Source organism: Nocardia sp. NPDC058658 (assembly GCF_042716665.1).
Taxonomy (GTDB): domain Bacteria; phylum Actinomycetota; class Actinomycetes; order Mycobacteriales; family Mycobacteriaceae; genus Nocardia.
Map to the genome: position 1 here is coordinate 65,827 of NZ_JBHXRR010000012.1, position 26,651 is coordinate 92,477.

The window sequence follows — 26,651 nt, forward strand, 5'->3', positions numbered from 1 at the left end:
TGTCAGGCGGCGCGGGCGGCGCGCAGGCCCCAGGCGTCGGCCAGGAGGCGGTGGGATTCGAGGCGGTCGGCGTGGTGGTGGGTGATGGTGGTGACGAGGAGTTCGTTTGCGCCGGTGACTTTTTGGAGCGCGTCGAGCCGCTCGACCGCAGTGGCGGGGGAGCCGACGATCTGGGAGGCCAGGCGGTCGTCGACCAGGCGGAGCTGGTCGGGGGTGAGCGGGGAAGCTGTTGCGGGGTCGGGGTATTCAGCCGCGCCGCCGCTGCGGATGCTGTGTACCCAGTGTCCGTAGGTGCTCGCGTGGTGGCGGGCGGTGTCGTCGTCGGCGGCGACTACGACGTCCGCCGACACGATGACGTGCGGTTCGGCGAGCACCGCCGACGGCTGGAACGCCGCCCGATACGCCGCGACCGCGTCCAGGGCGGTGCCCGGAGCGACGTGATAGGCCGCCGCGAACGGCAGACCCCATGCGCCGGCCAACTCCGCGCTCTCACCCGCCGAACTGCCGAACAACCACAGCTCGGTATCGATGCCTTCACCCGGAACAGCGTGCAGCGCAACGCCGTCGGAGGTGAAGTAGCGGCCTTCGAGCAGTGCCTGAACCTCGGCTACCTGATCCGCGAAGTCCAGCGATTCCGCGCCCGGTTGCTGCAGTGCCTCGATCGAGGCGAGGAACTTCGAACGGTCGGTGACCCGGCGCGGGTCGAACGGTGGCGGCACCACCACGCCGTCGCGGATGGCGGTGCGCCCGGTCACCGTGTCGAGAACCGGATGCCCGCCCTTGGTCGTGGCCGCGGCGGCGCCGAACTGGCTGCGTCGATGCCCTGACCGGCCCAGACCCAGATCGAGTCGCCCCGGATGCAGCGCGTCGACGGTGCCGAACGCCTCCACGATCGAGGCCGAGGTGTGGTGGCCAACCTGCACCGCACCGGTCCCGACCCGGATGCGCGAGGTGGCCGCGGCGACCAGCCCGAGCAGGGTCAGCGACGACGAACTCGCCACCGACACGAAATGGTGCTCGGCCAACCAGTATCGGCGGTACCCCCACTGCTCGGCATGGCGTGCCAGGTCGATGGTGTTGCGCAATGCCTGTGCGGCATTCGACCCTTCGCTGATCGGTGACAGGTCGAGGATCGACAGCGGCACGCTCATAGCTTCGGATCCTGTTCTCCCGCTTCGATCGCCACGCGCAGCCGGTTCTCGCGTGGCGCCACCGGGCAGGTGGCGAAGTCGGTGAACGCGCACGGTAGGTTCACGGCCCGGTTGAAGTCGAGGGTGACGGTGCCGTCGGCCCCGACTGCCCCGACGGCGAGCGAGCGGGCGGCCGGGTAGGTGGTGACGCCGCTGGTCGCGTCGGTGAACAGCACCTTCAGATCGTCGGGGGCGCCGAAGGCGAGCAGCGCCTCGTGGCTGTCGCCGATCCGGAATTCGATGATCCCCGCGGCGCTGTGGTGGTGTTCCAGCCCGTCGACCACGGCACCGGTGGTGACCGTGCGTGCCTGCTCGAAGGCGGTGAAACGCCCGGTCACGACCCAGCGCGGGTCGGCCGGATAGGCGGCGACCCCGGTGAACGCGGTGAGGGTCGGCGCGGCCGGATCGTGCACGCGCACCGCGTACTGCCCGGAGCGCCGGATCACTTCGAAGACCTTCTCCTCGTTGAGCACGCTCACCCCCGGCGCGCCCTCCTCGGGCGTCACGATCCGCACGCCGGCGATCCGCTCACCGTCCACATCGAGCCGGTCGGCGGGCTGGGCGGTGATGAACACCTTTTCGTCGGTCACCCACCAGGTACCGGGGACGCCGTCCAGGCGCTGCGGGCTGTCGGTGAGCCAGTGCAGCCCGGCCAGGCTGAGCCAACCGAGGGGATCGCGCAGGCCGTCCTCGCGGGCCTCGTGCCAACGCGACCACTCGTCGGCGAATGTGGCGGTTCTGCTGAGGTTTTCGACGGTGATGGTCATGATGCGCGTGCTCCTTCGGCGACGGTGTGGTTGGGGTGGCGCAGACCGAGATGGTCGCGCAGGGTGGGGCCGGTGTATTCGGTGCGGAAACTGCCGCGTTCCTGCAGCTCGGGGACCACCTTGTCGACGAATTTGTCGAGGCCGGCGGGGGTGAGGTGCGGGACGAGGATGAAACCGTCGGCAGCATCGGACTGCACGTAGTGGTCGATCTGCTCGGCGACCTGGGCGGGCGTGCCGACGAACTGCTGGCGGGCGGTGACCTCGATGATGAGTTCGCGGATGCTGAGGTTCTCGGCCTCGGCCTTCGCGCGCCACGCTTTCGCCACGGCCAGTGGATCTTTCGTGTGCCGGACCCGGCCGCGGGTGATCTCGGCGGCGGCGTCGGGTTCGACATCGGGCAGCGGGCCGTCGGGGTCGTAGCCGGAAAGGTCACGGCCCCAGACCTGTTCGAGGAAGGCGATCGCGGTCTGCGGGCTCACCTGCTGGTAGCGGATGGTGCGAGCCCGCTCGTGCGCGTCGTCGGCGGTGTCGCCGAGGACGAAGGTGGCCGCCGGCAGCACCAGCAGATCACCTTGCGCGCGACCATATTTCGTCAGACGGCCCTTCACGTCGGCGTAGAACTTCTGGCCCGCCTCGAGGGTGCCGTGCCCGGTGAAGATGGCATCGGCGGTTTTCGCGCCGAACTCGCGCCCTTCGTCGGAATCGCCCGCCTGCAACAACACCGGGTGACCCTGCGGGCTCGGCGGCACGACGAACGGCGCCGCGAAATCGAACTGTGAACTGCGGAACGATGTTTCGGGAACCTCGCGGGCGAAGACCCCACGCTCCCGATCGATCACCAGCGAGTCGGTGGGCCAGCTGTCCCACAGCGCCCTCGTCGCGGCCACTACCTCCTCCGCGCGCCGATACCGCTCGCTGTAGTCGAGGTAGCCGCCGCGCCGGAAGTTCTCACCCGTGAAGGCATCCGAGGACGTGACCACGTTCCACGCGGCCCGGCCACCGGAGAGATGATCGAGCGAGGCGAACTGCTTGGCCACCTCGAACGGTTCGTTGTAGGTGCTGTTGATGGTGCCCGCCAGCCCGAGCCGCTGGGTCACCGCCGCCACCGCGTTGAGCACGGTGAACGTGTCGGGCCTGCCCACCACATCCAGGTCGTGGATCCGGCCGCGATGCTCGCGCAACCGCAGGCCCTCGGCCAGGAAGAAGAAGTCGAACAGGCCACGTTCGGCGGTGCGCGCCAGATGTTCGAAGGAGGAGAAATCGACCTGCGATTTCGAGGCCGGGTCGGCCCAGACGGTGGTGTTGTTGACGCCGGGGAAGTGTGCGGCGAGGTGGACTTGCTTGCGTGGTTTCGAGGTCACAGCGCTGCTCCTGTCGTGGCGTATCGGCTGGCGGGGCGGGGTAGACCCAGGTGGTCGCGCAGGGTCGCGGGCGATCGGCCCGCGCTCGAGTCGTCGGCGGGATCGCGACGGGCAGCGGGCGAGCGGAGCGCGCCCGAGTCGTCGGCGGGATCGCGACGGGCAGCGAGCGGTCGGAGCGCGCTCGAGTCGTTCGCGGGATCGCGAGGGGCGGCGGGCTCGACCGGCGTGCCGTCGTAGGGCGTGGCCGTCCGCCAAGGGGCGGTGATCGTGCTCAGCGTGGCCGGGAGCGCCAGTGGGCGCAACACCACGCCATCGGCGATGGCGTTGCGCGAGATGTCGGCGAGCAGTTCGTCGAGTTCGGCGACAGTGCCCACATGCCGGAGCTGAGTGGGAGCGGCCTCGCTGGGTGTGGTGCCGGGCAGATGTGACGAGGGAGTCTCGGCGGTTCCGGCCCAGCGGTCGAGCTCGAGTACTTCAACCTGGGCCGCATCGGCCGAATCTGCCAGGTGCACAGGCAGATCCAGCAGAACCCGCACGGTGTCGGGATCGCGCCCCGCGCCGGCGATGGCGGCGCGCAAGGCGATGCGGCGTTCACGGGCGGTGGCGAGATCCGGGGCGGTGATACGGATGAGGTCGGCCCGGTGGACGGCGACCTCGGTCGACGCCTCGTCGTCGGCGTGGATCGTGACGATCGGCTGGCCCTGGGGCGAGCGGGGCGTGATCGACGGGCCTTTGACCGAGAAGTGTTCGCCGACGAAGTCGATGTAGTGCAGGCGGTCGCGGTCGATGAACCGGCCGGTGGGCACGTCGCGGATCTCGGCGTCGTCCTCCCAGCTGTCCCACAGCCGGGTGACCACCTCGACCGCTTCGTCGGCCTCCTGCCACAGCGATGTCGAATCCTGAATTGCCTTGCGCCCGAATGCTTTCGCCTCGCCCGTGGATACCGTAACCTCCCAGCCCGCACGACCGAGACTCGCGAAGTCGAGCGCGGTCACCGCCTTGGACACGTGGAACGGTTCGGTGTGGGTCACCGGCACCTGCGGGATCAGCCCGATGCGGCTGGTCAGTGGGGCGGTGCGGGCCGCGATGGCGACGGCGTCGAGCCTGCCGCGGGTCACGGCCGCGCCACCGGATTGGATGCCGAACGAGTCGGGCAGGAAGACGGCGTCGAACCCGAGCTGCTCGGCCTCGGTGACCACGCGGATCCAGTAGTCGGCGGTGAACAGGTCTTCGGCGCCGGAGTCGGCCCGCCGCCAGGACGCGGGATGTATTCCGGTGCCTGCTGTTTCGAGGCCGAGGAACAGGCTTGGCTCGCTCATCGGGTGAGGTCCTTTCCGTCGAGAGGGTCGATCCGGGTACCGGGCGTGGGGATCGCCGCGAGCAGCTCCCTGGTGTAGGGGTGCTGTGGATCGGTGAACAAGGTTGCGGTGGGGCCGGTTTCGACGATGCGGCCGTGGCGCATCACCGCGACCCGGTCGCTGATCCGGCGCACGACGGCCAGGTCGTGGGAGATGAACAGGTAGCCGAGGGCGAGTTCGGTTTGCAGATCGTCGAGCAGGTCCAGGATCTGTGCCTGTACCGAGGCGTCGAGCGCGGACACCGGCTCGTCGAGTACCAGGAGATCGGGACGCAGGGCCAGTGCGCGGGCGATCGCCACCCGTTGGCGTTGTCCGCCGGACAGTTCGGCGGGCTTGCGGGTGGTGAAAGCTGCTGGGAGCGCGACTTGTTCGAGTAGTTCGGTGACCCGTTTCGCGCGGTCGCCGACGCCGTAGGCGCGCAGTGGTTCGGCGATGATGTCGGCGACATCCCAGCGCGGATCGAGGGAGGAGTACGGGTTCTGATACACCACCTGGAACCGTTTGCGCAGGGCGCGCAGCTGCTTGCGGCGGACACTGGTGAGGTTGTGGCCGTCGAAGGTGACCGTTCCACTGTCGGCCTCGGTGAGTTTCACCGCGATGCGTGCGGTCGTCGACTTGCCCGAGCCAGATTCGCCTACCAGCGCGAGGGTTTCGCCACGGTCGAGGCTGAACTCGACGTCGTCGACCGCGGTGATGGTGCCCGATCCGGCGTGGAATCGTTTGTGCAGGGCACGAACTGACAGCAAAGGTGATTCCGCTCTGAATCGCTGCGGCCGGAACTCGGTAGGGGACAGGGCGGGAGAGGCTGCCAGCAGTCGCTGGGTGTAGGGCTGTGCCGGATGGTTCAGAACCTGTGCGGTGGAACCGGATTCGACGACCCGACCCTGTTCGAGCACCACCAGCCGGTCGGCCCGCTCGGCGGCGACGGCCAGGTCGTGGGTGATCAGCAGCACCGCCGTCCCGCGCGCCGCGGTCCGTTCGGCCAGCCGGTCCAATACCTGCCGCGCCACGGTCGCGTCGAGCGCGCTGGTGGGTTCGTCGGCGATGATCAATTCCGGGCCGCAGGCCAGCGCGATGGCGATCAGTACTCGCTGTCGCTGCCCACCGGACAACTCGTGCGGGTACTGCCTGGCCCGGACCTCCGGGCGATCCAGCCCGACCTCCTCGAGCAGATCCAGAGCCTGCAGTGCGGCCCCGCGCCGGTCGGCCAGCCGATGGACGAGCAGGGCCTCCGCCACCTGATCACCCACCCGCAGTACCGGATTCAGCGACAGGCCGGGATCCTGGGGCACGAACCCCACCCGCGCGCCCCGTAGTCGCCGCAACGTCTTCTCGTCGTCGGGATCGACCTGCTCGCCGCCGAATTCGATCCGGCCCGAGGTGAGGTGCGCCGACGCGCCGAGGAGCCCGATCACCGCGTGCGCCAACGTGGATTTGCCCGAGCCGGACTCCCCGACGAGGGCGACGACCTCCCCGCGGTCCACCGTGATCGACACGCCGTCGAGTGCGGTGACAGCGCCCGCGCCGACCCGATAGTCGATGTGCAGGTCGTCGACTCCAAGCAGAGGATCGCTCATCGTGACGTGGTCCTTCCTGCGAAGCGCCCGACACGCTGGGCCGACAGCACCACGGCGACGATGACCAGGCCGGGTAAGGTCGTCAGCCACCAGGCGGAGGCGAGGAAATTGCGGCCCTCCGAAATCAGCGAACCCCATTCGGGGGTGGGCGGTTTGGTGCCGTAGCCGAGGAAACTGAGCGAGGACACCGCCAGCACCGCCATACCGAATTCGACTGCGGCCAAGGCGAGTACGGGCTGGCACGAATTGGGCAGGATGTGCCGGACGAGCACCGCGTACCAGCGCACCCCCGATGCGTGCGCGGCCTCGACATACGGCGCGTGCCGCACCCGCAGCACCTCAGAACGCATCACTCGCGCGAAATTCGCGATCAGCGACACACCGACGGCGACAGCCACATTGCGGGTTCCGAAGCCCAACGCGGTGACCAGTGCCAGCGCGAGCAACAGCGACGGAATCGACAGCAGCACATCGACAACCCGCATGATCGCGGTGTCGACGATGCCGCCCGCCGCGCCGGACAGCAGCCCGAGCGCCGATCCGACGACCAGGGCGATCCCGACCGCGGTGAGCGTGGCGGTGAGCGAGAGGCCCGCACCGTGCACCATCCGCGTGTAGAGGTCGCGCCCGAGATTGTCGGTGCCGAACCAGTGCGCCACACTGGGCGCCTGGAACTTCTCGGCGGGTACCCCGGTCAGCGGATCGCCGGAGGCGAACACCGAGGGTGCCACCGCCCAGCCGACGGCGATCACGAGCACGACACCGGCGAACACGAGTCCGAGATGTCCGCGTGTCCAGCCGAGCACCTGGGCACTGCGAAATCGGCGCGAGGAGACGGATCTCGCGACGGGTCGATCAGCGACTGACTCACGTCGAACCAGAACGTCAACCATGTTCGCTCCCTTCGGAATCGGTGGCGGGGGTCCGGGTGGATCGCCGCGTTCCGGTGATGCGCGGATCGAGCAGCGGATAGAGCAGGTCGACCGCGAGGTTCACCGCCACGAAGATCAGCGCCGACAGCAGCACCACCCCCTGGACGACGGGGATGTCCTGATTGAGCACCGAAGTCTGGGTGAGCCGGCCGACGCCCGCGCGGGCGAACACCGACTCCACCACCACCGACCCGGCCAGCATGGTGCCCACCAGCACGCCGGCGATGGTGAACGCGGGCACGCTCGCCAACCGGGCGATATGGCGGCGCTGCACCCACCACCGCGACGCCCCCTTGGCCAGCGCCACCTCGGTGAACGGCTGGCGCCACGTCTGTTCGAGCCCGGCGGCCAGTACCTGGGCCAGCACCGCCCCGATCGGCAGGGCCAGGGTCAGCGCGGGCAGCAGGGTGCCGCGCAGGCCGGTGCCGCCGAAGGCGGGGAACCAGTGCAGGCGGAACGAGAACAGTTGCAGCAGGAGCAGGCCGGTCCAGAACGTCGGCACCGAAACGCCCAGTGGGGGAAGCGCGCTCAGGGTGTTGCGCAACCACGGGCGCCGCGTGTAGGTGGCGGCGAAGGCGAGCATTGTGCCGCCGATGACGGCGAAAAGCAGCGCCAGCGCGGCCAATCCGAGCGTGTGGGGGAGCGCGTCGCCGAGGGCTTCGGTGACCGGTTGCCCGGTGTTGATGGAGCGGCCCAGATCACCGGTGACCGCATTGCCCAGCGCGGTCACATATTGCTCCCACAGCGGCTTGTCCAACCCGTAGCGGGCCTGCATTTCGGCGACCGCCGCGTGGTCGACCGGCGTGCCGGTGCCTGCGCTGTCGGCCGCCATCGACACCGGATCTGCGGGCAGCAGGTACAGCACCACGAACGAGATCGTGAACGCCGCCCACAACACCCAGACCGCCTGCAACACACGCGAACCCAGGTACCGGGCGGTCCCACTGCCTGCCGAGTTGCGTCGGCCGACGCGCAGACCCCGGAAACCGCCGCGAATCCCCGCGTCCCGCGAATCCACGTCCGAGCCGCTCATCAGTGCCCGCTCAACCAGGTGTCGAAGAACTGCAGTCGGGCCGAGGCCTCGAACTTCAGATCCTGCGTGTGCGCGGCCGCGCCGATCGCCTGGGACAGCTCGATCGTGGGGATGTAGAGCCCGTTGTCGAGGATCAACCGCTGAGCGGTTTTGATGAGTTCCGCGCGTGCGGCCGGATCGCTGGTGGCGAGTTGTTTGTCGAGGGTCTCGTCGAGTGCCGGAATCGGGCCTCGCGCATTGAGATTGCGTCCGGTCAGCGAGAACAAGGTACGCAGGATGTCACCGTCGGCGCGGGTGTTGTTGCCATAATTCGAATCGAAGTCCTTGGCGTTCTGGCGCGCCGTCCATTCCGGCGTCGACACCAGATCGAGCTTCAGTTCGACGCCCACCTGCCGCAATTGCTGCTGCACCAGTTCCAGGATCGCCTGATTGCCTGCGAAAACCTGGCTGAATGTCACCGAAAAGCTCAGTCGCTCACCGGCTTTTGTCCTTATTCCGTCGGGACCGGGAACCCAGCCCGCCTGCTCGAAGATCGACTTCGCCTTGGCCGGGTCGTAGGCCAGCGCGGCCGACAGATCCGTGTAGCCGGGGGTCGTCGCGGCCAGGATCGATGTGGCCGTTTTGAACTGCGGCCCGAGGACCGTGTCGACGAGCTGCTGACGATCCAGTGCCGGAAGCAGCGCCTGGCGCACCGCCGGATCGCGCAGTGGACCGCGAGTCACGTTGAGGGAGAACCCGAATGGCGTGCCGGGGTTGGAGGTGGACAGCACCCGGCCACCGGTCGCTTCGATCTGTGGTGCGTCCTGTGGCAGCGCGTCGCTGATCGCGTCGAGCTGGCCTGACGCCAGGCTGCCGGTGCGCACCCCTGATTCCGGGACGACGGTGAACTCGATCCGATCCAGGTAGGACTCGCCCTCGTGTGCGAAAACCGCGGAACCCCAGTGGTATCCGGCGCGTTTCGTCAGCGTGGCGGAGGTGTCCTGCTTCCATTCGGCGTAGGTGAACGGTCCGCTGCCGATGGTGTCGCCGGCGCAGCGAGCTTCCACCGGTCTGGCATTGGTCGACTGGCTCAGGATGCCGAGCTGCGAAGTCGAGGAAGCCTGGAGGAACTGGGCGTTGGGCTGACTGAATTCGACTCGCGCGGTGAGCTTGTCGACCGCCGTGGTGCCGACGTAGTTGGTGAGGTAGCTCGTCCCGAGTGGAGCCTTCGCCCCGCCAAGCTTGATCACCGCGTCGAACGTGTCGCGCACCGAGTCGGCGGTCAGCGGGGTGCCGTCGCTGAAGCTCACCCCGTCGGCCAGCTTGAACGTGAACACCTTCGAATCCGGGCTGACCTCCCAGCTTTCGGCCAACCACGGAGTGATGGCCCCGGTCTTCGGATCCTGGTCGGTCAGCGAATCGACGATCTGGCGAGTCACATAGATGGTCTGGTTCGAGCCGGCCTGCGCCGGGTCCGAGCAGGTGGGCGCCTGCGAGAGCCCGTAGCGCAGGGTGCCGCCGGGCTGCGGCGGACCGGCCTGGTCACCCTGATCTCCGGTGCCGCTCCCGCACGCCACCACAGTGGTCGCGGCGGCGAACACACCGGCGAACGCGGCGAGACGATGTCGAATCACTTGATAGCTCCAGACAATTCACGGCCTGCGGCCAGCGGACGGCTCGGAATGCGGCGGCGCAGCTCGGGCGCCACCTCGGCCTGGAACAGCTCGAGACTGTCCAGGTAATCGGCTTCGGTGCGGCCGTCGCGTTCGGCGGACAGGTGGATCACCTCGTGGCCGAACTGCTCGTGATAGCGGCCGACCTTGTCGATCACCTGCTCCGGGCTGCCGACCAGCGCCGACGAGCGGGCGATGAAGTCCTCGACGGTCTCGAACACCACCGGATTGCCGACCTTGCGCTGCAACGCGGTTCGCGCCTCGAACAGCGGGCGGAACACCTCGACGGCCTCCTGCGAGGTCCGGGCGACATGGAAACCCGCCGTGCCCGCGCCGACCAGGGCGTCGGCCGGGGCGTGACCATAGTGCGCCCAACGTTCACGGTAGTGGTGGATCAGCTCGGCGTACGGCTCGATCGGGTTGGTGACATTGGCCGAGAACACCGGATCACCGTGGCGCGCGGCCAGTTCCACCGACTCCCGGCTCGTCGCACTGCCGTGCCAGATCCGCACACGCGGCTGCAACGGTCGCGGCAGCGCCTTGGCCGAGGTGAGTGACGGCCGGAACTGTCCCGACCACGTCACCTCTTCGCTGTCCCACAGTGCCCGGAACAGTTCGTACCCTTCACGATTGCGCTCCCACTGGTCCTCGGTGGTGACGTGATAGAGCTGCGCCTGCGCCGCCCCGTTGCCCTTGCCGATGATCAGCTCGAGCCTGCCCTCGGACAGGTTGTCGAGCGTGGAGTAGTCCTCGAACGCGCGCACCGGATCGAGCAGGCTCAAGGTGGTGACCGCGGTGAACAGGCTGATCCGCGACGTGACCGCGGCGATATGGCTCAGCACCACCGGGGGAGCGGCGGACAGGAACGGGTCCTCGTGGCGCTCGCCGACGGCGAATCCGTCGTAGCCGAATTCCTCGGCGCGCCTTGCCTGTTCGATCACCTCGTGCAGGCGCTCACGCGTTGTCGGGACCACGCCGGTGACCGGATCGGGTACCCGGGTGATCAGTGTCATCAGCAGGAATTTCATGCGCGGGCTCCTGACCTGGAGAACGAACTCATGCGGTGGGCTTCTTCGGCAGGCCGGGCGGATTGACGCGCGACTCGGTGACCTTCTCCGAATCCAGGCCCCAGCGGTCGAGGACCTTCTGGTAGTTGCCGTCGGCGATGGCGTCGACCAGGGCCTTGTGCACGGCGGTATTGAGGCCGCTGTTCTTCTTGGTGAGCACCGCGATCTCCCCCTGCAGGGCGTCGCCTGCACCGGAGAAGGTGGCGATGAGCTTGGTTTCGCCGGTGGTCGTGGAGTGATAGACGCCGGTGGGATTGGGGCCGATGTAGCCGTCGAGGCGTTTCGAGGCCAGCGCCAGGTAGTAGTCGGTGATCTGCTGGTAGTAGGCGATGTCGATCGGCGCGAGGCCCTCGGCGACGTTCTGCTCGTTCCACTTCACGAGCAACTGTTCCTGATTGGTGCCCGCGCCGACACCGATGCGCTTGCCCACCAGGCTCTTGCGGTCGGTGAAGACCAGCGAACTGTCCTTCGGCACCTCGAGCGCGACATTGTCCTTGCGGTAGGTCGCGAAGTCGTACTTCTCTTTGCGCTCCTCGGTGACGGTCACGTTCGAGATGAACGCGTCCACCTCACCGGAGTCGACACGCACGAAGTTCTGCGTCCAATCGGCCACCTGCACATCCAGTTTCAGCCCGAGCTTGTCGGCGACCAGGGAGGCGAAGTCGACTTCGGATCCGACGACCGTCTTGTTGTCGGTGGCGTAGAACCGCAGCGGCGGCGCCGACGTACCCGCGCCGGTCACCACGAGGGTGCCGCGATCCCGAATCGCCTGCGGCACTTCGGCGGCGATCGCGTCGACCTTCGCCGCACGCACCCGTCCCTCCTGGGTCGGCGAAAGATCGAAGGTGACCGCGCCCGCCTGCACGGTGTCAGCGGACTCGGGATCGGCGCAGCTCGCGGTCAGCAGGGTGGCCGCGGAAATGATGCCGATCAGTGTGGAGAGCTTCATCAGTGTCGAAACCTGTTCGTGGGAAGGGTTACTCAGCGCACGCGCGACAGGAATGCCTGCGTGCGTGGATGTTCGGGATGGTCGAGGACCGTGGCGGCGTCGCCCTGTTCCACGATCTGTCCCTCGTCGAGGAAGACGACCGTGTCGGCGACCTCACGGGCGAACCCGATTTCGTGGGTGACGATCACCAGGGCGGTGCCGGTGGAGGCGAGATCGCGGATCACGGCAAGGACCTCGCCGACCAGTTCCGGGTCGAGTGCGGAGGTGGGTTCGTCGAACAGGATCAGCTGCGGTTTCAGAGCCAGGGCCCGCGCGATGGCGACACGCTGCTGCTGTCCGCCGGAGAGCCTGCGGGGGTAGGCATCCGCGAAATCGGCGAGTCCCACCCGGTCGAGGAGCTGTTTCGCCTCGGTGACCACCTCAGCGCGCGGACGACCCTGCGACGCGACCGGGGCCAGCACGACATTGTCGAGCACCGTGAGATGCGGGAACAGGTTGAACTGCTGGAACACGAAGCCGATCCGGCTGCGCTGGGCGCGCACCGCGTGGTCGGGCAGCGGACGCAGTGTGTTGCCGCGCTGCCGGTAGCCGATCAGTGTGCCGTCGACGTGCACGGTGCCCGCGTCCTGCGCCTCGAGGTGGTTCAGCACCCGCAGCAAGGTGGACTTGCCCGACCCGGACGGCCCGATCAACGCCACCACCTCGCCGGTGCGCACCGCCAGATCGACACCGCGCAACACCTCGGCTCCGTTGTAGGACTTACGGATTCCCCGTGCCTGTACCGCGGCGGTCATCGGGTGGCTCCTCGGGGTGCGACGGCGATCTCGGTGACCTTGGCGCGAACCCGCTGCCACGGTGTCGGCGGCAACTCACGCTGCGCGCCCTTGGCGTAATGGCGTTCGATGTAGAACTGGACGATCGTCAGCGCGGTGGTGAGCACGATGTACCAGGCGGTGGCCACCATCAGCAGCGGCACCACCCGGCCGTTGCGGCCGAAGATCACCTGCACCTGGTAGAACAGCTCGGCGATCGCCATCACCGACACGATCGAGGTGCCCTTGAACAGGCTGATCACCTCGTTGGCCGCATTCGGCAGGATCGAGCGCATCGCCTGCGGCAACACGATGGTGCGGAACTGCCGCCAGCGCGGAATACCCAGCGCCGCAGCGGCTTCCAACTGCCCGCCGTCGACGGCGAGCAGACCGGCCCGGATCAATTCGGCCGAATACGCTGCCTGATGCAGGGCCAAGCCGATTACCGCCGCGGTGAAACCGCTGATCACGCCGTTGACTTCGAAGTCGAAGAACGCGGGCCCGAACGGAATGCCCACCGACAGCCGGGGGTACAGGTAGGCGATGTTGAACCAGAACAGCAGCTGCACGATCAGCGGGATCGAACGGAACGCCCAGATGTAGGTCCAGGCGATCACCCGCAGCACGGGATTGTTCGACACTCGCCCGATCGCGAGCAGGGTGCCGATCGCGAAACCGAGGACGGTGCCCCACAGCGTCAGCTCGAGGGTGACCTGGAGGGCGGCCAGCACCGACTTCGCGGTGAAGTACTGGGCGAAAGTGCCCCAGTCCCAGCCAGGATTGGTGATCAGGCCGTGAGCGAACTGTGCCACCAGCAGCAGCGCGATCACCGCTACGACCCACCGCCACGGGTGCCAGGATCCGGCGATCCGGGGTAGGTCGCCTGCGGATTCCAGCTCAGCGGGCGCGTCGCCAGGCGGGGCGGTCTCGGCGCCGGAGACAGTGGACGCGGTCAGCACGAAAAACTCCTCCATCGATCCCGGCAGAAGCACCCGCACCCTCGAAGGGCGGGTTGCTGCGACGTCGTAGAGCCGGGTCTCTCGGTCGCTCTGGATGGTTGTGCTCGCCGGCCTCGCGGCCCGAGCTGAATCAGCATGTGACACAGGTGTCGTGGTCGCAACGGTAGAAATCAGCGTGAGCGCAGGGGTTGGAACCGGCCGCCGGGGTGGCCACAATTGCCCCGGTTCGGTTCGCTGTGGGATTGCGACGCGCCGAACGGTCGGTTACTTCACCTCTCCTGATTCACCCATCGCAGGCGGTAGCGTCGGCCTTCTCTGCGTCGATGAGGAGTACGTCGTGAACATGGGGCGTCGTTGCACCACACTGACCGCGCTGACGGCCTGCGCCGCCGCGCTGCTGCTGACCGCGCCATCGGCCGCCGCTGAACCGGCCGCGCCGGTGACGCCCGCCGTCACCAGGGACGCGCCGAGCACCACTCCAGCCGCGGGTCCGGGCGATCTCCTCGGCGCCTACCAGACCGTCGTCGAGACGCTGAAAGCCATGGGTATTCAGCCGTTCCTCTATCCGACGGTCGCCGCGAACTGCACCGGTGACGGCGCGGGCCTCGTCCCGGCGGTCGCGGGTGCGGTGCCGGGTCCGTGGCCGACGAACACGCTGCCCATCCCAGGCCTCGACCTGTCGGCGGTGAAGTCCGGCCAGACGCTGTTCACCTTCCTGCCCTACGGACTCGCCCCCGACACGGCCGCCACGAAGACCTCCGGGATGCAGGTGGCCTGGCTCAACATCAGCACCGGCCGCGGCGGGATGGCTTCGATGGGGCCCATCGCCGACATCGTGCGGGCGATGGTTCCGCCCGAGGTTCCTGTCGAACTGCGGCCGCTGGCTGAAAACGCGATTCGCGACTTTCTCTTCGCCGCTGTTCCCGTCGGTGGCGTGCGTGCGGTGCCTGTGGACACTGGGCGTGGCACTGTGCTGGCTGCCGTCTTCGGAACCACTGACAACGCGGGGCGGTCGTGCTTCTTCTTTCCGACCGTCGGCATCACTGAGGTTCCTTGAAACCTGCCAGGCGCCGTCGCGCGGTTGAGGCACCCTCCGTGGCGACAGTCGTTCGCTTATGGAGCGGTGAAGATGTCGTGTGTGCCTATTCGCCGCCAGATCACAGGGGCCTCACCCGTCGTCACCGAGTCGCCGTAACTGAACGTCGCGCGCCCGTCCGGCGCCCACGTCATCTCCCAGATGTTGTCGTAGCCCTTCATCTTCTTGACGCGCAGTCCAGGGCGGAACCCGGCTCCGGCGCGCAGATCTTCGACCAGGATCGACACCGATCGTAGGTAGGCTACTTGCTGATCGCGAGTCAACTTTTGCCAATCTCGGGTGAAGAGCGTCAACCAGGCATAGGGGGGCATCAGTGCCGCTCGGGCTGGATCTCGGCCAGGTCGATGCCTGCGGAGGCGGCCAGTCCTCGCAAGAACGAGTCACCGTCTTCGAAGACCTCGTGCGGGACGCCCGCGGCCAGTTCCTGGTCAGCTTCTTGCTCTTTGCGCTGCCATTCCGGGGTAAAGAACCATGCCTGATCGACCGGGATCGACCGATAGCCGCGCACCGTGACATCACCAGCCTCGCTGACCGTGAATTCCAGTTCGTCATCCTCGCGAACATGCAGGACGGCACGGATTTCCTGAGGCAGAGTCACTTGATGGCGACTGCCTCGGATGCGTGCACGGACGCTCATCGCGGTCATGCCACAGGGTAGCGCGGTGCAACGGTGCTACAGAAGTCGACGGCCGCCAATTGTGTCGACAAGCTGGTACTCGGTCAGGCGCGGCGGGCGATGGCCTCGTCGGGAGCGACCAGGGGGCGCTGCTTCCAGCGGAGGCGGCCGGTTTGGTGGCGGTGGTGGGAGCGGGTCCACAGGGATAGGTAGTGGGCCACTGCTACCGGGTGGGCCAGGGCTGAGGCTAGGTCGGAAGGTGTTGGGGGGCGGCGGGTTTCGATGGTGCGGGCGGTGAGGCGGCTGGTGACTGCGGCCAGGTAGCCGAGGATTCCCGCGCGGCGGGTTCGGCCGCGGCCGAGTAGGGCGGCCAGTGGGGGGATCCAGTAGGCGAGGGCGGCGAGGATGCCGATGACGGTGCCGGTGTCGCGGCGGCCGCCGTAGGCGGACCAGAGCCAGCGGGTGTAGCCGTCGGTGAGTTCGGCGGGGCCGGTGTACATGCGGGTGCTGGCGGCCGGGCCGGCGGTGACCAGGGCGGTGCGGTGGCCTGCTCGGCGCATCGAGCGGGCCAGGTCGAGATCTTCGGTGGCGCTGGCGGCTACGGCCGCGTGCCCGCCCGCGGCGCGGTAGGCCTCGGCGTCGACGGCGAGGAACTGGCCGCAGGCGACGGCGGTCGAGGGGCGCAGGCTGTGGTTGGCGGGGCCGACGGGCAGGGTCGATGCCCATGACCAGGCGAGCAAGGGCTGGACCAGGCGTTCGGTGGTCGAACCCGCTTCTTGGATCGGCCAGGCCGAGACCAAACCCGCTCCGCGCCTGCGCAATTCGGTGACCGCTGCCGCGACGGCGTGGGGTGCCAGGCGCACATCGGCGTCGACGAAGACCAGGGCCGCCGCGTCGGTGCGGGCGGCCAGGCGCGCGCACGCGGCGGCCTTGCCGGTCCAGCCGGGAGCGGGATGGGCGGCCGAACGCAGGACAGTAAAACGTTCGTCACCGGCGATCGCGGCCAGGGCGGCGTCGTAGGTGCCGTCGGTGGAGGCGTCGTCGAGGATCAGCACGTGCAGGCGGGGGACGCCGGTCTGGGCCCGCAGGTCGGCGATCAGGGCGGGCAGGCGCTCGGCTTCGTCGCGGGCGGGCACGCAGACAGTGACCGGTTCGATCACGCCTGCGACGCCGCGCGGCAGGGTACGCAGGGTGAGCAGGTTGTAGGCGGCGGTGCTCGCGCCGAGCGCGGCAAGGCCGGTGCCTGCCCAGGTCAGGTAGCGGGCCGCCGCGCCCATGTCAGCGGCCCAGTCTGCGTTGGGAGATCTCGCGCCACATCTCCGAGGGGGAGAAACCGCCGCGGGGGGCGTGTGGTGGGGCGGGGTTGCGGTCGCGGAACGCCAGCCCGGCGATCAGCGCGGCCACGGCGAGGGTGATGCCGCCGACGATGCCCGCCCAGCCCGCGAACGAGCGGGTGTTGGGGTCGGCGTATTTGACCTCGGCGCGCAGGGTGGACACCTCACCGGCGGGCAGCTTCCACGACACGGTGTTCTCGCTGTTGGCGGTTTCGCGGGTGCCGTTGGTCTTGGCGACGCGCGCGGGGAACGCGATGGAGAACTGCACGTCCGAGCCGTGCGGCGGCACCGATTCCAGATTGACCCGGCCGGTGAGACTCACCAGGTCACCACTGCGCTGGAACTCGAGGGTGAACATGCCCTGCGTCTGATCCGACAGTCCACCGAGCTGGCCCACCTCGCCGAAGGACAGATCGTCGAAGAACACCTGGGTGCCGACGTAGCCGTCCTGGTTGTAGTTCTCCACCCGCACTTTCGACGACAACTGGTCCGGCGACTTCAGCTGTGGTCCCTTGTCCTCGGGCCCGGTCGGCACCACCGCGGCGACGATCCGCCCCGACACGCGGTCGTTCGACGACACCCCCATCGACACCTGCACGCGCAGGCACCCGGCCAGCGCGGGCACCAGCAGTGCCAGCAGGACGGCAACGGCCGCGACGCGCCGCGCGGGCACGGAACGGCGTGGCGAAGGAGTGGGCATGTCGGCGACGGGACTCGGCTGCACGGTTGACATCGTGCCAGGCTCAGGCCGCAGAGCCCACACGACGGGCCCACCGACCGCGCCGATCAGGCATTTTCGGGTCGATCCGAGGTGTGTCGGGGCGGGTTCGGGCGCGCACACCGCATCAACAGGGGGATTCCGAGCACGCCCAGACCGCAGAAACCCCAGACCGCCGACGCGGGCAGACCGAGGAACGCCGCGTGCGCGAGGGTCGAGCCGAGCCAGGTCCACGCGAACACCGCGACCGGGACTGCCACCGACCGGTCATGCGGTGGTGCGAGAACTCGATCGAGCAGGGTGAGCAGCACCCCCATGACAGCGGCGACGAGCGCCCAGCCCAGATAGTTCGTGTACGGGATCTGGGGCAGACCGGGAAGCCCGGCGTCGGTGACCGCCCAGGTCCACTGGCCATCGGCGACCATCTGCGGATCGAGGAACAGATCCCACCCGACCGCGCCGAGGGCGAACAGACCCACCCGTCGCACGAGCCTGTCGGACACGAGGATGCCCGCGACGATCCAGATCGGGTACAGCCCACCGGTCCAGGCGAGCGGCACCACCAGCGGAACTTCGGCGAGCGCGGGTCCGAGCCGATCGACGGCGTAGGCATAGCTACCGAACGGGAATCCGGTCGCGGTGCCGATGATCTCGGCGGTGAGCCCCAGGCCGGACACGATGACGAAAAACCCGGTAGCCCACCGCAATCCGCGCGTCGTAGCCGCGTGCAGCAACGCGGTCGCGGCCGACAGCACCACGACAGCCACCGTGATCCGGTCGCGCACCACGCCCGCGCTCAACGGGTACGTGATCTGCACGAACACCAGCGCCAGCGCGGTGGCGGCGGGAATCGCTCGGCAGGGATTTACGCGTAGCCAGTCGCGGATCTCGACGACACCGCGACGCAGTGTCCTCACCCGCCGATCGCGGGCGGTGTCAGTCACCGACGCCACCGAACGACCGACCCGGCGCCCGCGTGCCGAACCGGTGCGCACCGCTGCGGGCACGCGAAGTCGGCACTCTCGGTCGACGGAGTCTGCTGCGACGCGCTCATCGTTTGCGTGGCAGCGTGAACCGGGACTTTCGGCGATCGCCGAGAACCAATCGCGCCGCGCTGCGACCGCTGGCTCCCGACACACCACCGCCGGGATGGGTGGACGCGCCGGTCAGATACAGGCCGGGCGCGCCGGGGACACGCTGTCCCGACAACTCGGGCAGCGGTCGCCACAGCATCATCTGATCCAGGGACATCTCCACGTGCATCACATTGCCGCCGCGCAACCCCATCTCCCGCTCGAGATCGACCGGCGTCTGCACGAATCGATGACGCACCGACGATGCGAAACCCGGTGCGTACCGGTCGACTTCGGCGATGATCCGATCCGCCTCGTGCTCGGCGTGTGCTGCCCAGTCGCTGCCGTCGGCGAGCTCGTAGGGATGCCACTGCGCCCACAGCGACAGCTGATGTTCGCCGGCGGGGGCGAGGGACGGGTCGAGCGCGCTGAAACTCATCGCCAGCACCACCGGGCGCGGCGGCAGCGACCCGGCCAGTGCGGCGCCGTGCGCCAGCCGGAGCTGTCGCCGGTCGGAGACGAGGAACTGCAGCCCACGGGCGGATTCGGCGGGGGAGGCGCCGGGGTATTCGGGTAGCCGGTCGGTCGCCAGCCGCACCACCATGCCGATGCCGGGGCCGACCCGGATGCGCCGCTGCCAGTCGTCGAGGATCTCGGGGTCGAAATCGCCCGCGCGCAACAGGTCGAGCGTCGACAGGATGTGGGAGCCCGCGATCACCGTGTCGGCGTGCAGGGTCCGGCCCGACGCGGTCGTCACCTGCCACCCACTGCTGGACCGGCGTAGCGCGGTGACGGCGTCACCGGTGTGCAGCTCGCCGCCGTCGGCCCGCAGCCGCGCGATCAACGCCGCGCTGAGCGCCCCACTTCCCCCCACAGCACGGCCGGGCGGCAAGGTGTGCATGAGCGCGGCGAATCCGGCCATCGGCGCGGTCCCCGGTTCCGACATCGGCGGACCCGACTGCGCGCCGAACCACGCCAGCGACGCCTTGAGCCGTTCGTCGTCGAACCAGAAGTCCAACAGCGCGTCACCGGCCTGCAGGAACTCCCGCGACAGTGCCGATCCACCGGCCCGCGCGTCCAGCCCCCAGAACGAGCGAACGAGCCTGCCCGGCGTCGGCGGGCCACCGAACGAGCGCATCACCCGCGCGCTGCGCTCGCCCCACACCCCGACGAACCGGCGATATGCGTCAGCGTCCTTGACACCACACGCCGTCGCGATCGACGCGCACGTCTCGTCGAGATCACGGTGGAAGACGATCGGCGGGCGCACACCGTCGGACGGGGTGAACCCCCACGGATCACAGTCGAGATAACGCAATCCGAACCGCTCGAGCTCGAGCTCCTCGATGATCCCGGTGTGCCGGATCATGATGTGCGCCGAAGAACCGCGATCCACAAGATGGCCGGGAAACCGTTCCACCGTCGACACCGCGCCACCGGGCACCTCATCGCGTTCGAGCACCTGCACCCGGTGCCCGGCCCGCGCCAGATAGCAGGCCGCGACCAGCGCGTTGTGGCCGGACCCGACCACCACCGTCGTCATGGGTTCGACGGCGGCATCGGCAGCCTGCGCCCGAGAATGGCGAAGGGCCTTGTATCGCCCGCGAACACGAAATTGCGGATCACATCGGTGAATCCCGCCCGTCGGTACAGATTCCAGGCCCGGTTCGCCTCCTCCGGGACCTCTGGCGTCGACAGCAGCACGGCGGCCTCGGTGCGATCCGCCAGTAGTCGCTCGAGCAATCGCGCGCCGATCCCGCGTCCCTGCGCGGCGGGATGGACGTGCAGCTCGGTGAGCTCGAAGTAGTCGGCCAGCAGGTCGCGCGCGGCCGCATCGGGCCACCCGCACCGGCGCATCCCGGTCTGGACCTGCTGATGCCACCACTGTCGCGGGGCGCCGCTGTAGCCGTAGGCGATGGCCAGAATCGGCGCGGTGCGCAGGTCGACGCCACCGGCATCGTCGGGCAGCACCGCGGCGACGGCGCGCCAACCGGTCCTTGTGGTGTGCTCGGTCCACATCGGGGCGCGATGGTGTTCGGTGCCGCGCGGGTACTCCATGGCGGCCACATAGACCGAGAGTGCGTCGTGCAGGCGCGCGCGCAAGGCGGCGACGCTCAGGTCGACGACGACGGGTGCGGGGGTGTGATTCGGCTTGACGGCTGTCATGGCTCTCGTCGATGGCGCGCGGACGGGGAAAGTTGTCAGTGGGTGTCCCTATATTCAATCTCAATTCAAACGTTCGAATGCTAGTTCGATCAGTGCGAGGGGCGAAAGGGGCAGCAGATGGCTGGTCACAACGATGGTCGAGCACACGCGAGCCACGACGGGCGCGCCGGTGGACTACTACGCCAGGCCGACGCGCTGCTCACCGATTCCGCCTGGGAGCACGAACCGGGGGAGCGATTCCGTACCGCCTACCTGGCCGCGCTACGCGGTGCGGGTTCGATGATCGCGCTCACCGGAGCCGACCGGGCGCCACGTGCGCGCTCGCGCAGCGCCTGGGTGTTACTGCGACGCGCCAGCCCGGAGTTCGTGATGTGGGCCGACTACTTCGAGGCGCACTCGCAATTACGGGCCGCGTTGGAGGCCGGATTGGACCGTGCGATCACCGACACACAAGCAGATGAGTTCTGCTCACGGGTGGGCGCATTCCTCTACGACGTCGACGATGCGCTGGTAGCCGCGGCCAAGAGCCTCCCGCAGCCGAGTCGTGGCCGCGACATGACCGCTTAGTTATGACCGAGTAGGTGGTACGCCACCGATCGAACTCGTATCATGGGGAGCAGATAGCCGCCAAGGTCGGCTACCCGTCGCCTACCCGGAGGCGACCAGCCACGCCTAGTGCCGGGGGAGGTACCGTGCCACTCTCCGAGCACGAGCAGCGCATGCTCGAACAGATCGAGAGCGCTCTCTATGCTGAGGACCCGAAGTTCGCCTCGTCCGTCCGCGGCGGACGACTTCGTTCCACGTCGAGTCGACGCAGACTCCAGGCTGCGGCGTTGTTCGCCGTCGGCCTTTTTCTGCTCGTCGCCGGCATCGCCGCCCCGTTCAAGCCGGGCGGTTTCCCGATCATCAGTCTCGTCGGATTCATCGCCATGTTCGGCGCTGGTGTCCTGTTGATGATCGGCAACTCGCGTCGCGCCGCCCCACCGGACGAGACCGAGCACCCCGCTGCGGGTAGCGGCCCGTCGAGCGGACCAACGGCCCGCGGTAGTCGCCAGCGCAAGTCCGGCGGCTTCTCCGAGCGCATGGAAGACCGATTCCGGCGACGGTTCGAGCAGGAATAGCTCACACCTAGCCGGACACGAAAGGCGGCGCCACACCCACCGCGGGTGCGGCGCCGCCTTCGTGCGTTCCGGGGCGCCGCACCCGGTCAGGGCGGTTCCCCCACCTTCCCCACCGCGCCCCACACTTCCCCCACCAGGGCACTCGACCTGTGCCGCACCTGCGATGTTTGCTGAACGTTGTCGGAACGACGGGTTGCCGACCCGCGCGGGTTGCCCGAACACGGGATAACCGCAAATCTCAGTGATAGCTGGGATGACCTGCGGAATTGTGTTGGCGGGGAGCAGGATCACGCAGGGTTTCGATTGAAAGTGGGGGAAAGTGGGGTAATGTGGGTCGCGCACTACAGGAGAGGCCGCACGGCGAGGTGAATCCAGTAGGGAGGTGGCCGAGATGTTCCTCGGTACCTACACCCCCCGATTGGACGACAAAGGGCGGCTGACGTTGCCTGCGAAGTTTCGAGACGATCTGGCGGGAGGGTTGATGGTCACGAAAGGCCAAGACCACAGCCTGGCCGTGTATCCCAAAGACGAGTTCACCGCGCTCGCGCGGCGGGCCGCGTCGGCGTCTCGAAGTAACCCGCAGGCAAGGGCTTTCGTCCGAGCGCTGGCGGCAGGCACCGACGAGCAACGTCCGGACGCACAGGGCCGGATCACGCTGTCGCCGGACCATCGGCGTTATGCGAACCTCTCGCGGGATTGCGTGGTGATCGGTTCGGTCGACTTCCTCGAAATATGGGATAAGCAGGCGTGGGAGACCTACCTCGAAGAACACGAGGAGGACTACGCGCAAGCCGGAGACGAGTCGCTGGGCGGAATCTTCTGACCCGGAGCACGCGAGTGCTGCGAGGCCTCTGCCCGGGCGTGGACCCTGACGTACTTCCCCGACGCCAGGTGCCTTGCCCCGGTCAGAGACCTCGAAGCATTCGCACCATCAACTTATTCGAAAAGCACTGTGTGGCAAGGCGACCCGTCTGCGACGCGAGGCAGTATCCCGGGAGGTCGAGGTGAACCATGACGCCGAGAACCCCCGTCATGTGCCGGTCCTGCTCGAGCGCGCCGACGATCTGCTCGGCCCCGCGCTGAGCGAACCGGGCGCCGTCTACATCGACGCGACGCTCGGATTGGGCGGGCACGCAGAACATTTCCTGCGCACCTACCCGCAGGCACGTCTGGTCGGACTCGACCGCGACACCACCGCGTTACGGATGGCAGGCGAGCGCCTCGCGCCCTACGCCGACCGGATCACGCTGGTGCACACCCGCTACGACGGCATCCCCGAGGCGCTGGCCGAAGCGGGACTCGACCAGTTCGGTTCCGTATCAGCGATTCTCATGGACCTCGGGGTGTCGTCGATGCAGCTCGACGAGGCCGAACGCGGCTTCGCCTACTCCGTCGACGCGCCCCTCGATATGCGGATGGACCCGACCACCGGCATCACCGCCGCCGACGTGCTCAACACCTACAGCCACGGCGACCTGGCCCGGGTGCTGAAAACCTATGGCGACGAACGGTTCGCGGGCAAGATCGCCTCCGAGGTGCTGCGCAGGCGGACGGTCAAGCCGTTCACCACCAGCGCCGAACTCGTCGAGGTGCTCTACGCGACCATTCCGGCCGCGGCGCGGCGCACCGGCGGACATCCGGCCAAGCGTTCCTTCCAGGCGTTGCGTGTGGAGGTCAACGGTGAGCTCGACTCGCTGCGGGCGGCACTGCCCGCGGCACTGGATTCACTGCGGGTGGGCGGACGGATCTGCGTCATGTCGTATCAGTCGCTCGAAGATCGGCTGGTCAAACACGAACTCGCACCACGGATCATCTCCCGGTCCCCGATGGACCTGCCGGTCGAACTGCCCGGCATGGGACCGGAATTCACGATGCTCACCCGTGGCGCGGAAAAAGCGACCGAAGCCGAGATCGAGGTCAATCCGCGATCCGCGCCGGTGCGGATGCGCGCGGCCGAACGAATCGCGGAGAGGTCAGGGAGGACACAGGAGGGGAAACGATGAGCGTGCGGACGAGCACAGTCGCGGTGCCGAGCAAGACAGCTCGGCGCGTCGAGGCGGCCGAACGAGTGAAGTCCGGTGCGGCACAGCGGGCCTACGCCCGCAAGCGCACCAGGGAGCAATTGCTCGACGGCATCGAACTGCCCGAACGTGACTCGACGATGGCGGGGCGGATCCCGTTCGTCACCGCGATCATCGGTTTGCTCGGCTGCGGCCTTGCCCTCACCCTGTTGCTCACCACCCGCGCGGCCGAGGACAGCTACCAGCTCAGCGACGTGCGGTCGACCAATCGCAAGCTCGCCGACGAGCGGGCCGCGCTCCAGCGTGAGGTCGCCGCCGCCGACTCTGCTCCCGAATTGGCTTCGCGTGCACGTGAACTCGGCATGATCCCCGCCAAGGACCCGGCCCGGCTTGTGGTCGGTGCCGACGGCGAGGTGACCGTGATCGGTGACCCGACACCCGCGCAGGGCGCACCGGCCCCACCACTGAACGGCCCGCCGACCACCACGCCGAACGGTCCCGCGCCCGGGCATGCCCAGGCGCAGGGTGAGCGCGTGGTGCCGGTGCTGCCGGGTGCGGCCACGCCCGCGCCCACCGGTGTCGCGCCGACCGTGCTCGCGTCCCCGCCCGCGCCGACGGTGAATTCGCCGCAGGCTCCGGCCGTTTCGCCGCAACCCGCCGCCGCTCCGGCTCCGGTCGCGCCGGCTCCGGTCGAAGCGGCCGTTCCCGTCGCGCCGAACGGGCAGGCCCCCGCGCCGACCGATGGTGCGCCTGCCCCGGTGACCGTGCCCGATCGGATCGACGTCGCAGCACAGGGCGAACCGCTGGCCTCGGCCGACACGCCGCCGGTCGCACCGGGTGACGCGCCGCTACCGGGTGCGCCGACTCCCGGCCTACGAGCCCCCGCGGCCGGACCGCCGAGCGAACAGCCGCAGGTCGTCGAATCGCAGGATGCTCCCCGATGAAGCGCAGTGGGCCCGCGTCGCAACAGCGACGCGGGCCGGTCTCGTCGAGGGCCCGCTCCGGCTCGCTCTCGCCGGACCGGCCGATCCGGCTGCGTCTCGGGGTCGGGCGGGTCACCCTGCTGGCGACGCTGGCCGTAGTCGCGTTGCAGCTGCTCTACATTCAGAGTTTCGCCGCCCCCGCGCTCTCGGCGCAGGCGGCCTCGCAGCGCACCATCAAGGCGACAGAGGCGGCCGTGCGCGGTCCCATCACCGACCGGTACGGCAGTCAGCTCGCCTTCACCCTCACTGTGAAGGCCCTGACCTTCCAGCCGGTGACCGAGCGCGAGAAGCTGGTCGAAGCCAAGAAGCTCAAGCCTGACGCACCGGATCCGGAGCAGCGGCTGACCGACATCGCGAAGTTCATTCACGACAAGCTCGGCGCACCCAGTGAGCAAGAACTGCTCGACAAGTTGAAGAGCGACAAGAAGTTCCACTATCTGGCCAAGAATGTCGATCCGCGGGTGGCCGCCGAGATCACCACGAAGTTCCCCGAGGTCGGTGCCGAACGTCAGGACCTGCGTGAGTACCCCGGTGGTTCGCTGGCGTCCAATGTGGTCGGCGCGATCGGCGGCGACCGGCACGGTCAGGTGGGCCTCGAGTCGGCGCTGGACTCGGTGCTCTCGGGCACCGACGGTTCGCGCACCTACGACCAGGGTTCCGACGGCGCGGTGATCCCCGGCAGCTACCGCGACCTGCAGCCCGCGGTGAACGGCCACGGCGTCGAACTGACCCTCGACGCGGACCTGCAGTACTACGTGCAGCAGCAGGTACAGCAGGCCAAACAGATGTCGGGGGCGTCCTCGGCGTCGGCGGTGGTGCTCGACGCCAAGACCGGCCAGGTGCTGGCCATGGCCAACGACGGCACCTTCAATCCCGCACTGGGACCGAACCATTGGGCCTCGGGCAAGATGGGTAATCCCTCGGTGGCCGAACCGTTCGAACCCGGCTCGGTCAACAAGATCGTCACCGCGGCGGCCGCCATCGAATACGGCGTGACCACCCCCGACGAGGTGTTGCAGGTGCCCGGCTCGATCCGCATGTCGGGCGTCACTGTGAACGACGCCTGGCAACACGACGTCGCGCCCTACACCACCACCGGAATCTTCGGAAAGTCGTCCAACGTCGGCACTCTCATGCTCGCCCAGCGGGTGGGGGAGGACCGGTTCGCCGATATGATCGACCGGTTCGGGCTCGGGCAGCGCACCGGCGTCGGCCTGCCCGGCGAGAGCGGCGGCCAGGTGCCCGCCCGCGACCAGTGGTCGGGTGGTTCGTTCGCGAATCTGCCCATCGGCCAGGGCCTTTCGATGACGACGCTGCAGATGACCGCCATGTACCAGGCCATCGCCAACGACGGTCTGCGGATCCCGCCGCGCATCGTGAAGGCCAAGGTGGCACCCGACGGCACTCGCGCCGAGGAGTTGCAGCCCGACGGTGTGCGCGTGGTCAGCCCGCAGACCGCGCAGACTCTGCGTCAGATGTTCCAGGCGACCGTGCAGAAGGACCCGATGGGCGTGCAGTCGGGCACCGGCGCACCCGCCGCGATCGAGGGATACCAGGTGGCGGGCAAAACCGGCACCGCGCAGAAGGTCGATCCCGCGTGCCGCTGCTACTCGACCTCGTCGTACTACATCACCTTCGCCGGCATGGCGCCCGCCGACAACCCCCGCTACGTGGTCGGCATGATGCTCGACGCACCCGTGCGCAGCTCCGACGGCACCGGTGGAGGCTCGGCCGCACCGCTGTTCCACAGCATCGCTTCCTGGGCCTTGCAGCGCGACCGGGTACCGCCGTCGCCGGAGCCGAAGCAGCTGGTGCTGGAGGCAGGGTCATAGCGGTTGGCGCCGCGGGTTCTCGGGGCGGGCCGAG

At 68.5% G+C, this 26,651-nt stretch carries 26 protein-coding genes and 1 riboswitch; of the genes, 7 read left to right on the top strand and 19 right to left on the bottom strand.

Annotated features, from left to right (window positions below):
• Nucleotides 1-2: 2 nt before the first annotated feature.
• From ACFWUP_RS18700 to ACFWUP_RS18755, 12 genes are read right to left on the bottom strand one after another with little or no spacing between them, the layout of a single operon-like run.
• Nucleotides 3-1,151 (bottom strand): LLM class flavin-dependent oxidoreductase, encoded by a 1,149-nt coding sequence (locus tag ACFWUP_RS18700; protein ID WP_379235834.1) that lies wholly within the window; start codon nt 1,149-1,151, stop codon nt 3-5.
• Nucleotides 1,148-1,957, bottom strand: a complete 810-nt coding sequence (locus tag ACFWUP_RS18705) for a DUF1684 domain-containing protein (RefSeq protein ID WP_379235836.1) — start codon at nt 1,955-1,957, stop codon at nt 1,148-1,150. Before ACFWUP_RS18705 ends, ACFWUP_RS18700 begins: the two co-directional genes overlap by 4 nt.
• The gene (locus ACFWUP_RS18710; RefSeq protein WP_379235838.1) at nt 1,954-3,318 is read right to left on the bottom strand and encodes an NtaA/DmoA family FMN-dependent monooxygenase; all 1,365 of its coding nucleotides are present in this window, start codon (nt 3,316-3,318) and stop codon (nt 1,954-1,956) included. Before ACFWUP_RS18710 ends, ACFWUP_RS18705 begins: the two co-directional genes overlap by 4 nt.
• Nucleotides 3,315-4,637 carry an LLM class flavin-dependent oxidoreductase gene (locus ACFWUP_RS18715; RefSeq protein ID WP_379235840.1) on the bottom strand — a complete coding sequence of 441 codons (1,323 nt, stop codon included), beginning with the start codon at nt 4,635-4,637 and terminating at the stop codon, nt 3,315-3,317. Before ACFWUP_RS18715 ends, ACFWUP_RS18710 begins: the two co-directional genes overlap by 4 nt.
• Nucleotides 4,634-6,253 (bottom strand): dipeptide ABC transporter ATP-binding protein, encoded by a 1,620-nt coding sequence (locus ACFWUP_RS18720; protein WP_379235842.1) that lies wholly within the window; start codon nt 6,251-6,253, stop codon nt 4,634-4,636. The genes ACFWUP_RS18715 and ACFWUP_RS18720 overlap by 4 nt, the downstream gene beginning before the upstream one ends.
• Complete coding sequence (locus ACFWUP_RS18725) at nt 6,250-7,146, bottom strand: ABC transporter permease (RefSeq protein WP_379235844.1); 897 nt, start codon at nt 7,144-7,146, stop codon at nt 6,250-6,252. Before ACFWUP_RS18725 ends, ACFWUP_RS18720 begins: the two co-directional genes overlap by 4 nt.
• Entirely contained in the window at nt 7,139-8,218 is a 1,080-nt protein-coding gene (locus ACFWUP_RS18730; protein WP_379235846.1) for an ABC transporter permease, read from the bottom strand. The genes ACFWUP_RS18725 and ACFWUP_RS18730 overlap by 8 nt, the downstream gene beginning before the upstream one ends.
• Entirely contained in the window at nt 8,218-9,831 is a 1,614-nt protein-coding gene (locus tag ACFWUP_RS18735) for an ABC transporter substrate-binding protein (RefSeq protein WP_379235848.1), read from the bottom strand. The genes ACFWUP_RS18730 and ACFWUP_RS18735 overlap by 1 nt, the downstream gene beginning before the upstream one ends.
• Nucleotides 9,828-10,898 carry an LLM class flavin-dependent oxidoreductase gene (locus ACFWUP_RS18740; protein ID WP_379235850.1) on the bottom strand — a complete coding sequence of 357 codons (1,071 nt, stop codon included), beginning with the start codon at nt 10,896-10,898 and terminating at the stop codon, nt 9,828-9,830. Before ACFWUP_RS18740 ends, ACFWUP_RS18735 begins: the two co-directional genes overlap by 4 nt.
• A gap of 28 nt (nt 10,899-10,926) precedes the next feature.
• Complete coding sequence (locus tag ACFWUP_RS18745) at nt 10,927-11,886, bottom strand: ABC transporter substrate-binding protein (protein ID WP_379235852.1); 960 nt, start codon at nt 11,884-11,886, stop codon at nt 10,927-10,929.
• Nucleotides 11,887-11,918: 32 nt separating this feature from the next.
• A complete protein-coding gene (locus ACFWUP_RS18750; protein ID WP_379235854.1) occupies nt 11,919-12,680 on the bottom strand; it encodes an amino acid ABC transporter ATP-binding protein in 762 nt (253 codons plus the stop codon).
• Nucleotides 12,677-13,567 (bottom strand): amino acid ABC transporter permease, encoded by an 891-nt coding sequence (locus ACFWUP_RS18755; protein WP_379236032.1) that lies wholly within the window; start codon nt 13,565-13,567, stop codon nt 12,677-12,679. The genes ACFWUP_RS18750 and ACFWUP_RS18755 overlap by 4 nt, the downstream gene beginning before the upstream one ends.
• 98 nt (nt 13,568-13,665) lie before the next feature.
• A riboswitch (SAM riboswitch) is annotated at nt 13,666-13,758 on the bottom strand.
• A gap of 242 nt (nt 13,759-14,000) precedes the next feature.
• Here ACFWUP_RS18755 and ACFWUP_RS18760 point away from each other — a divergent pair.
• Complete coding sequence (locus ACFWUP_RS18760; RefSeq protein WP_379236034.1) at nt 14,001-14,714, top strand: hypothetical protein; 714 nt, start codon at nt 14,001-14,003, stop codon at nt 14,712-14,714.
• A 56-nt stretch (nt 14,715-14,770) separates the two neighbouring features.
• Here ACFWUP_RS18760 and ACFWUP_RS18765 read toward each other — a convergent pair whose 3' ends face one another.
• The 7 genes from ACFWUP_RS18765 to ACFWUP_RS18795 all read right to left on the bottom strand — a co-directional run bounded on the left by ACFWUP_RS18765 (nt 14,771) and on the right by ACFWUP_RS18795 (nt 20,660).
• Complete coding sequence (locus tag ACFWUP_RS18765) at nt 14,771-14,980, bottom strand: hypothetical protein (RefSeq protein WP_379235856.1); 210 nt, start codon at nt 14,978-14,980, stop codon at nt 14,771-14,773.
• Between the two features lie 83 nt (nt 14,981-15,063).
• Nucleotides 15,064-15,399: an AbrB/MazE/SpoVT family DNA-binding domain-containing protein gene (locus ACFWUP_RS18770; protein ID WP_379235858.1), complete on the bottom strand. Its 336-nt coding sequence runs from the start codon at nt 15,397-15,399 to the stop codon at nt 15,064-15,066.
• A gap of 74 nt (nt 15,400-15,473) precedes the next feature.
• Nucleotides 15,474-16,646: a glycosyltransferase gene (locus ACFWUP_RS18775; RefSeq protein ID WP_379235860.1), complete on the bottom strand. Its 1,173-nt coding sequence runs from the start codon at nt 16,644-16,646 to the stop codon at nt 15,474-15,476.
• Nucleotide 16,647: 1 nt separating this feature from the next.
• Complete coding sequence (locus ACFWUP_RS18780; protein WP_379236036.1) at nt 16,648-17,403, bottom strand: LppM family (lipo)protein; 756 nt, start codon at nt 17,401-17,403, stop codon at nt 16,648-16,650.
• Nucleotides 17,404-17,489: 86 nt separating this feature from the next.
• The gene (locus ACFWUP_RS18785) at nt 17,490-18,308 is read right to left on the bottom strand and encodes a carotenoid biosynthesis protein (protein WP_379236038.1); all 819 of its coding nucleotides are present in this window, start codon (nt 18,306-18,308) and stop codon (nt 17,490-17,492) included.
• Nucleotides 18,309-18,471: 163 nt separating this feature from the next.
• Entirely contained in the window at nt 18,472-20,037 is a 1,566-nt protein-coding gene (locus ACFWUP_RS18790; protein ID WP_379235862.1) for a phytoene desaturase family protein, read from the bottom strand.
• A complete protein-coding gene (locus ACFWUP_RS18795) occupies nt 20,034-20,660 on the bottom strand; it encodes a GNAT family N-acetyltransferase (RefSeq protein WP_379235864.1) in 627 nt (208 codons plus the stop codon). The genes ACFWUP_RS18790 and ACFWUP_RS18795 overlap by 4 nt, the downstream gene beginning before the upstream one ends.
• A gap of 117 nt (nt 20,661-20,777) precedes the next feature.
• Between ACFWUP_RS18795 and ACFWUP_RS18800 the strand changes: the two genes are divergently transcribed.
• The 6 genes from ACFWUP_RS18800 to ACFWUP_RS18825 all read left to right on the top strand — a co-directional run bounded on the left by ACFWUP_RS18800 (nt 20,778) and on the right by ACFWUP_RS18825 (nt 26,617).
• Nucleotides 20,778-21,227: an SAV_6107 family HEPN domain-containing protein gene (locus ACFWUP_RS18800; RefSeq protein ID WP_379235866.1), complete on the top strand. Its 450-nt coding sequence runs from the start codon at nt 20,778-20,780 to the stop codon at nt 21,225-21,227.
• Between the two features lie 125 nt (nt 21,228-21,352).
• Complete coding sequence (locus tag ACFWUP_RS18805; protein WP_379235868.1) at nt 21,353-21,781, top strand: DUF3040 domain-containing protein; 429 nt, start codon at nt 21,353-21,355, stop codon at nt 21,779-21,781.
• Between the two features lie 391 nt (nt 21,782-22,172).
• On the top strand, nt 22,173-22,604 hold the full coding sequence (gene mraZ, locus ACFWUP_RS18810) for a division/cell wall cluster transcriptional repressor MraZ (RefSeq protein ID WP_056816815.1): 432 nt from the start codon (nt 22,173-22,175) through the stop codon (nt 22,602-22,604).
• A gap of 181 nt (nt 22,605-22,785) precedes the next feature.
• On the top strand, nt 22,786-23,784 hold the full coding sequence (rsmH, locus tag ACFWUP_RS18815; RefSeq protein WP_379235870.1) for a 16S rRNA (cytosine(1402)-N(4))-methyltransferase RsmH: 999 nt from the start codon (nt 22,786-22,788) through the stop codon (nt 23,782-23,784).
• The gene (locus ACFWUP_RS18820; RefSeq protein WP_379235872.1) at nt 23,781-24,746 is read left to right on the top strand and encodes a hypothetical protein; all 966 of its coding nucleotides are present in this window, start codon (nt 23,781-23,783) and stop codon (nt 24,744-24,746) included. The genes rsmH and ACFWUP_RS18820 overlap by 4 nt, the downstream gene beginning before the upstream one ends.
• Entirely contained in the window at nt 24,743-26,617 is a 1,875-nt protein-coding gene (locus ACFWUP_RS18825; RefSeq protein ID WP_379235874.1) for a peptidoglycan D,D-transpeptidase FtsI family protein, read from the top strand. The genes ACFWUP_RS18820 and ACFWUP_RS18825 overlap by 4 nt, the downstream gene beginning before the upstream one ends.
• Nucleotides 26,618-26,651: the final 34 nt, after the last annotated feature.

Coding starts and splice junctions, on each gene's coding strand:
- ACFWUP_RS18700 (WP_379235834.1), bottom strand. CDS start 1,151: ATGAGCGTGCCGCTGTCGATCCTCGACCTGTCACCGATCAGCGAAGGG.
- ACFWUP_RS18705 (WP_379235836.1), bottom strand. CDS start 1,957: ATGACCATCACCGTCGAAAACCTCAGCAGAACCGCCACATTCGCCGAC.
- ACFWUP_RS18715 (WP_379235840.1), bottom strand. CDS start 4,637: ATGAGCGAGCCAAGCCTGTTCCTCGGCCTCGAAACAGCAGGCACCGGA.
- ACFWUP_RS18720 (WP_379235842.1), bottom strand. CDS start 6,253: ATGAGCGATCCTCTGCTTGGAGTCGACGACCTGCACATCGACTATCGG.
- ACFWUP_RS18725 (WP_379235844.1), bottom strand. CDS start 7,146: ATGGTTGACGTTCTGGTTCGACGTGAGTCAGTCGCTGATCGACCCGTC.
- ACFWUP_RS18730 (WP_379235846.1), bottom strand. CDS start 8,218: ATGAGCGGCTCGGACGTGGATTCGCGGGACGCGGGGATTCGCGGCGGT.
- ACFWUP_RS18740 (WP_379235850.1), bottom strand. CDS start 10,898: ATGAAATTCCTGCTGATGACACTGATCACCCGGGTACCCGATCCGGTC.
- ACFWUP_RS18745 (WP_379235852.1), bottom strand. CDS start 11,886: ATGAAGCTCTCCACACTGATCGGCATCATTTCCGCGGCCACCCTGCTG.
- ACFWUP_RS18750 (WP_379235854.1), bottom strand. CDS start 12,680: ATGACCGCCGCGGTACAGGCACGGGGAATCCGTAAGTCCTACAACGGA.
- ACFWUP_RS18760 (WP_379236034.1), top strand. CDS start 14,001: ATGGGGCGTCGTTGCACCACACTGACCGCGCTGACGGCCTGCGCCGCC.
- ACFWUP_RS18770 (WP_379235858.1), bottom strand. CDS start 15,399: ATGACCGCGATGAGCGTCCGTGCACGCATCCGAGGCAGTCGCCATCAA.
- ACFWUP_RS18775 (WP_379235860.1), bottom strand. CDS start 16,646: ATGGGCGCGGCGGCCCGCTACCTGACCTGGGCAGGCACCGGCCTTGCC.
- ACFWUP_RS18780 (WP_379236036.1), bottom strand. CDS start 17,403: ATGCCCACTCCTTCGCCACGCCGTTCCGTGCCCGCGCGGCGCGTCGCG.
- ACFWUP_RS18790 (WP_379235862.1), bottom strand. CDS start 20,037: ATGACGACGGTGGTGGTCGGGTCCGGCCACAACGCGCTGGTCGCGGCC.
- ACFWUP_RS18795 (WP_379235864.1), bottom strand. CDS start 20,660: ATGACAGCCGTCAAGCCGAATCACACCCCCGCACCCGTCGTCGTCGAC.
- ACFWUP_RS18800 (WP_379235866.1), top strand. CDS start 20,778: ATGGCTGGTCACAACGATGGTCGAGCACACGCGAGCCACGACGGGCGC.
- mraZ (WP_056816815.1), top strand. CDS start 22,173: ATGTTCCTCGGTACCTACACCCCCCGATTGGACGACAAAGGGCGGCTG.
- ACFWUP_RS18820 (WP_379235872.1), top strand. CDS start 23,781: ATGAGCGTGCGGACGAGCACAGTCGCGGTGCCGAGCAAGACAGCTCGG.
- ACFWUP_RS18825 (WP_379235874.1), top strand. CDS start 24,743: ATGAAGCGCAGTGGGCCCGCGTCGCAACAGCGACGCGGGCCGGTCTCG.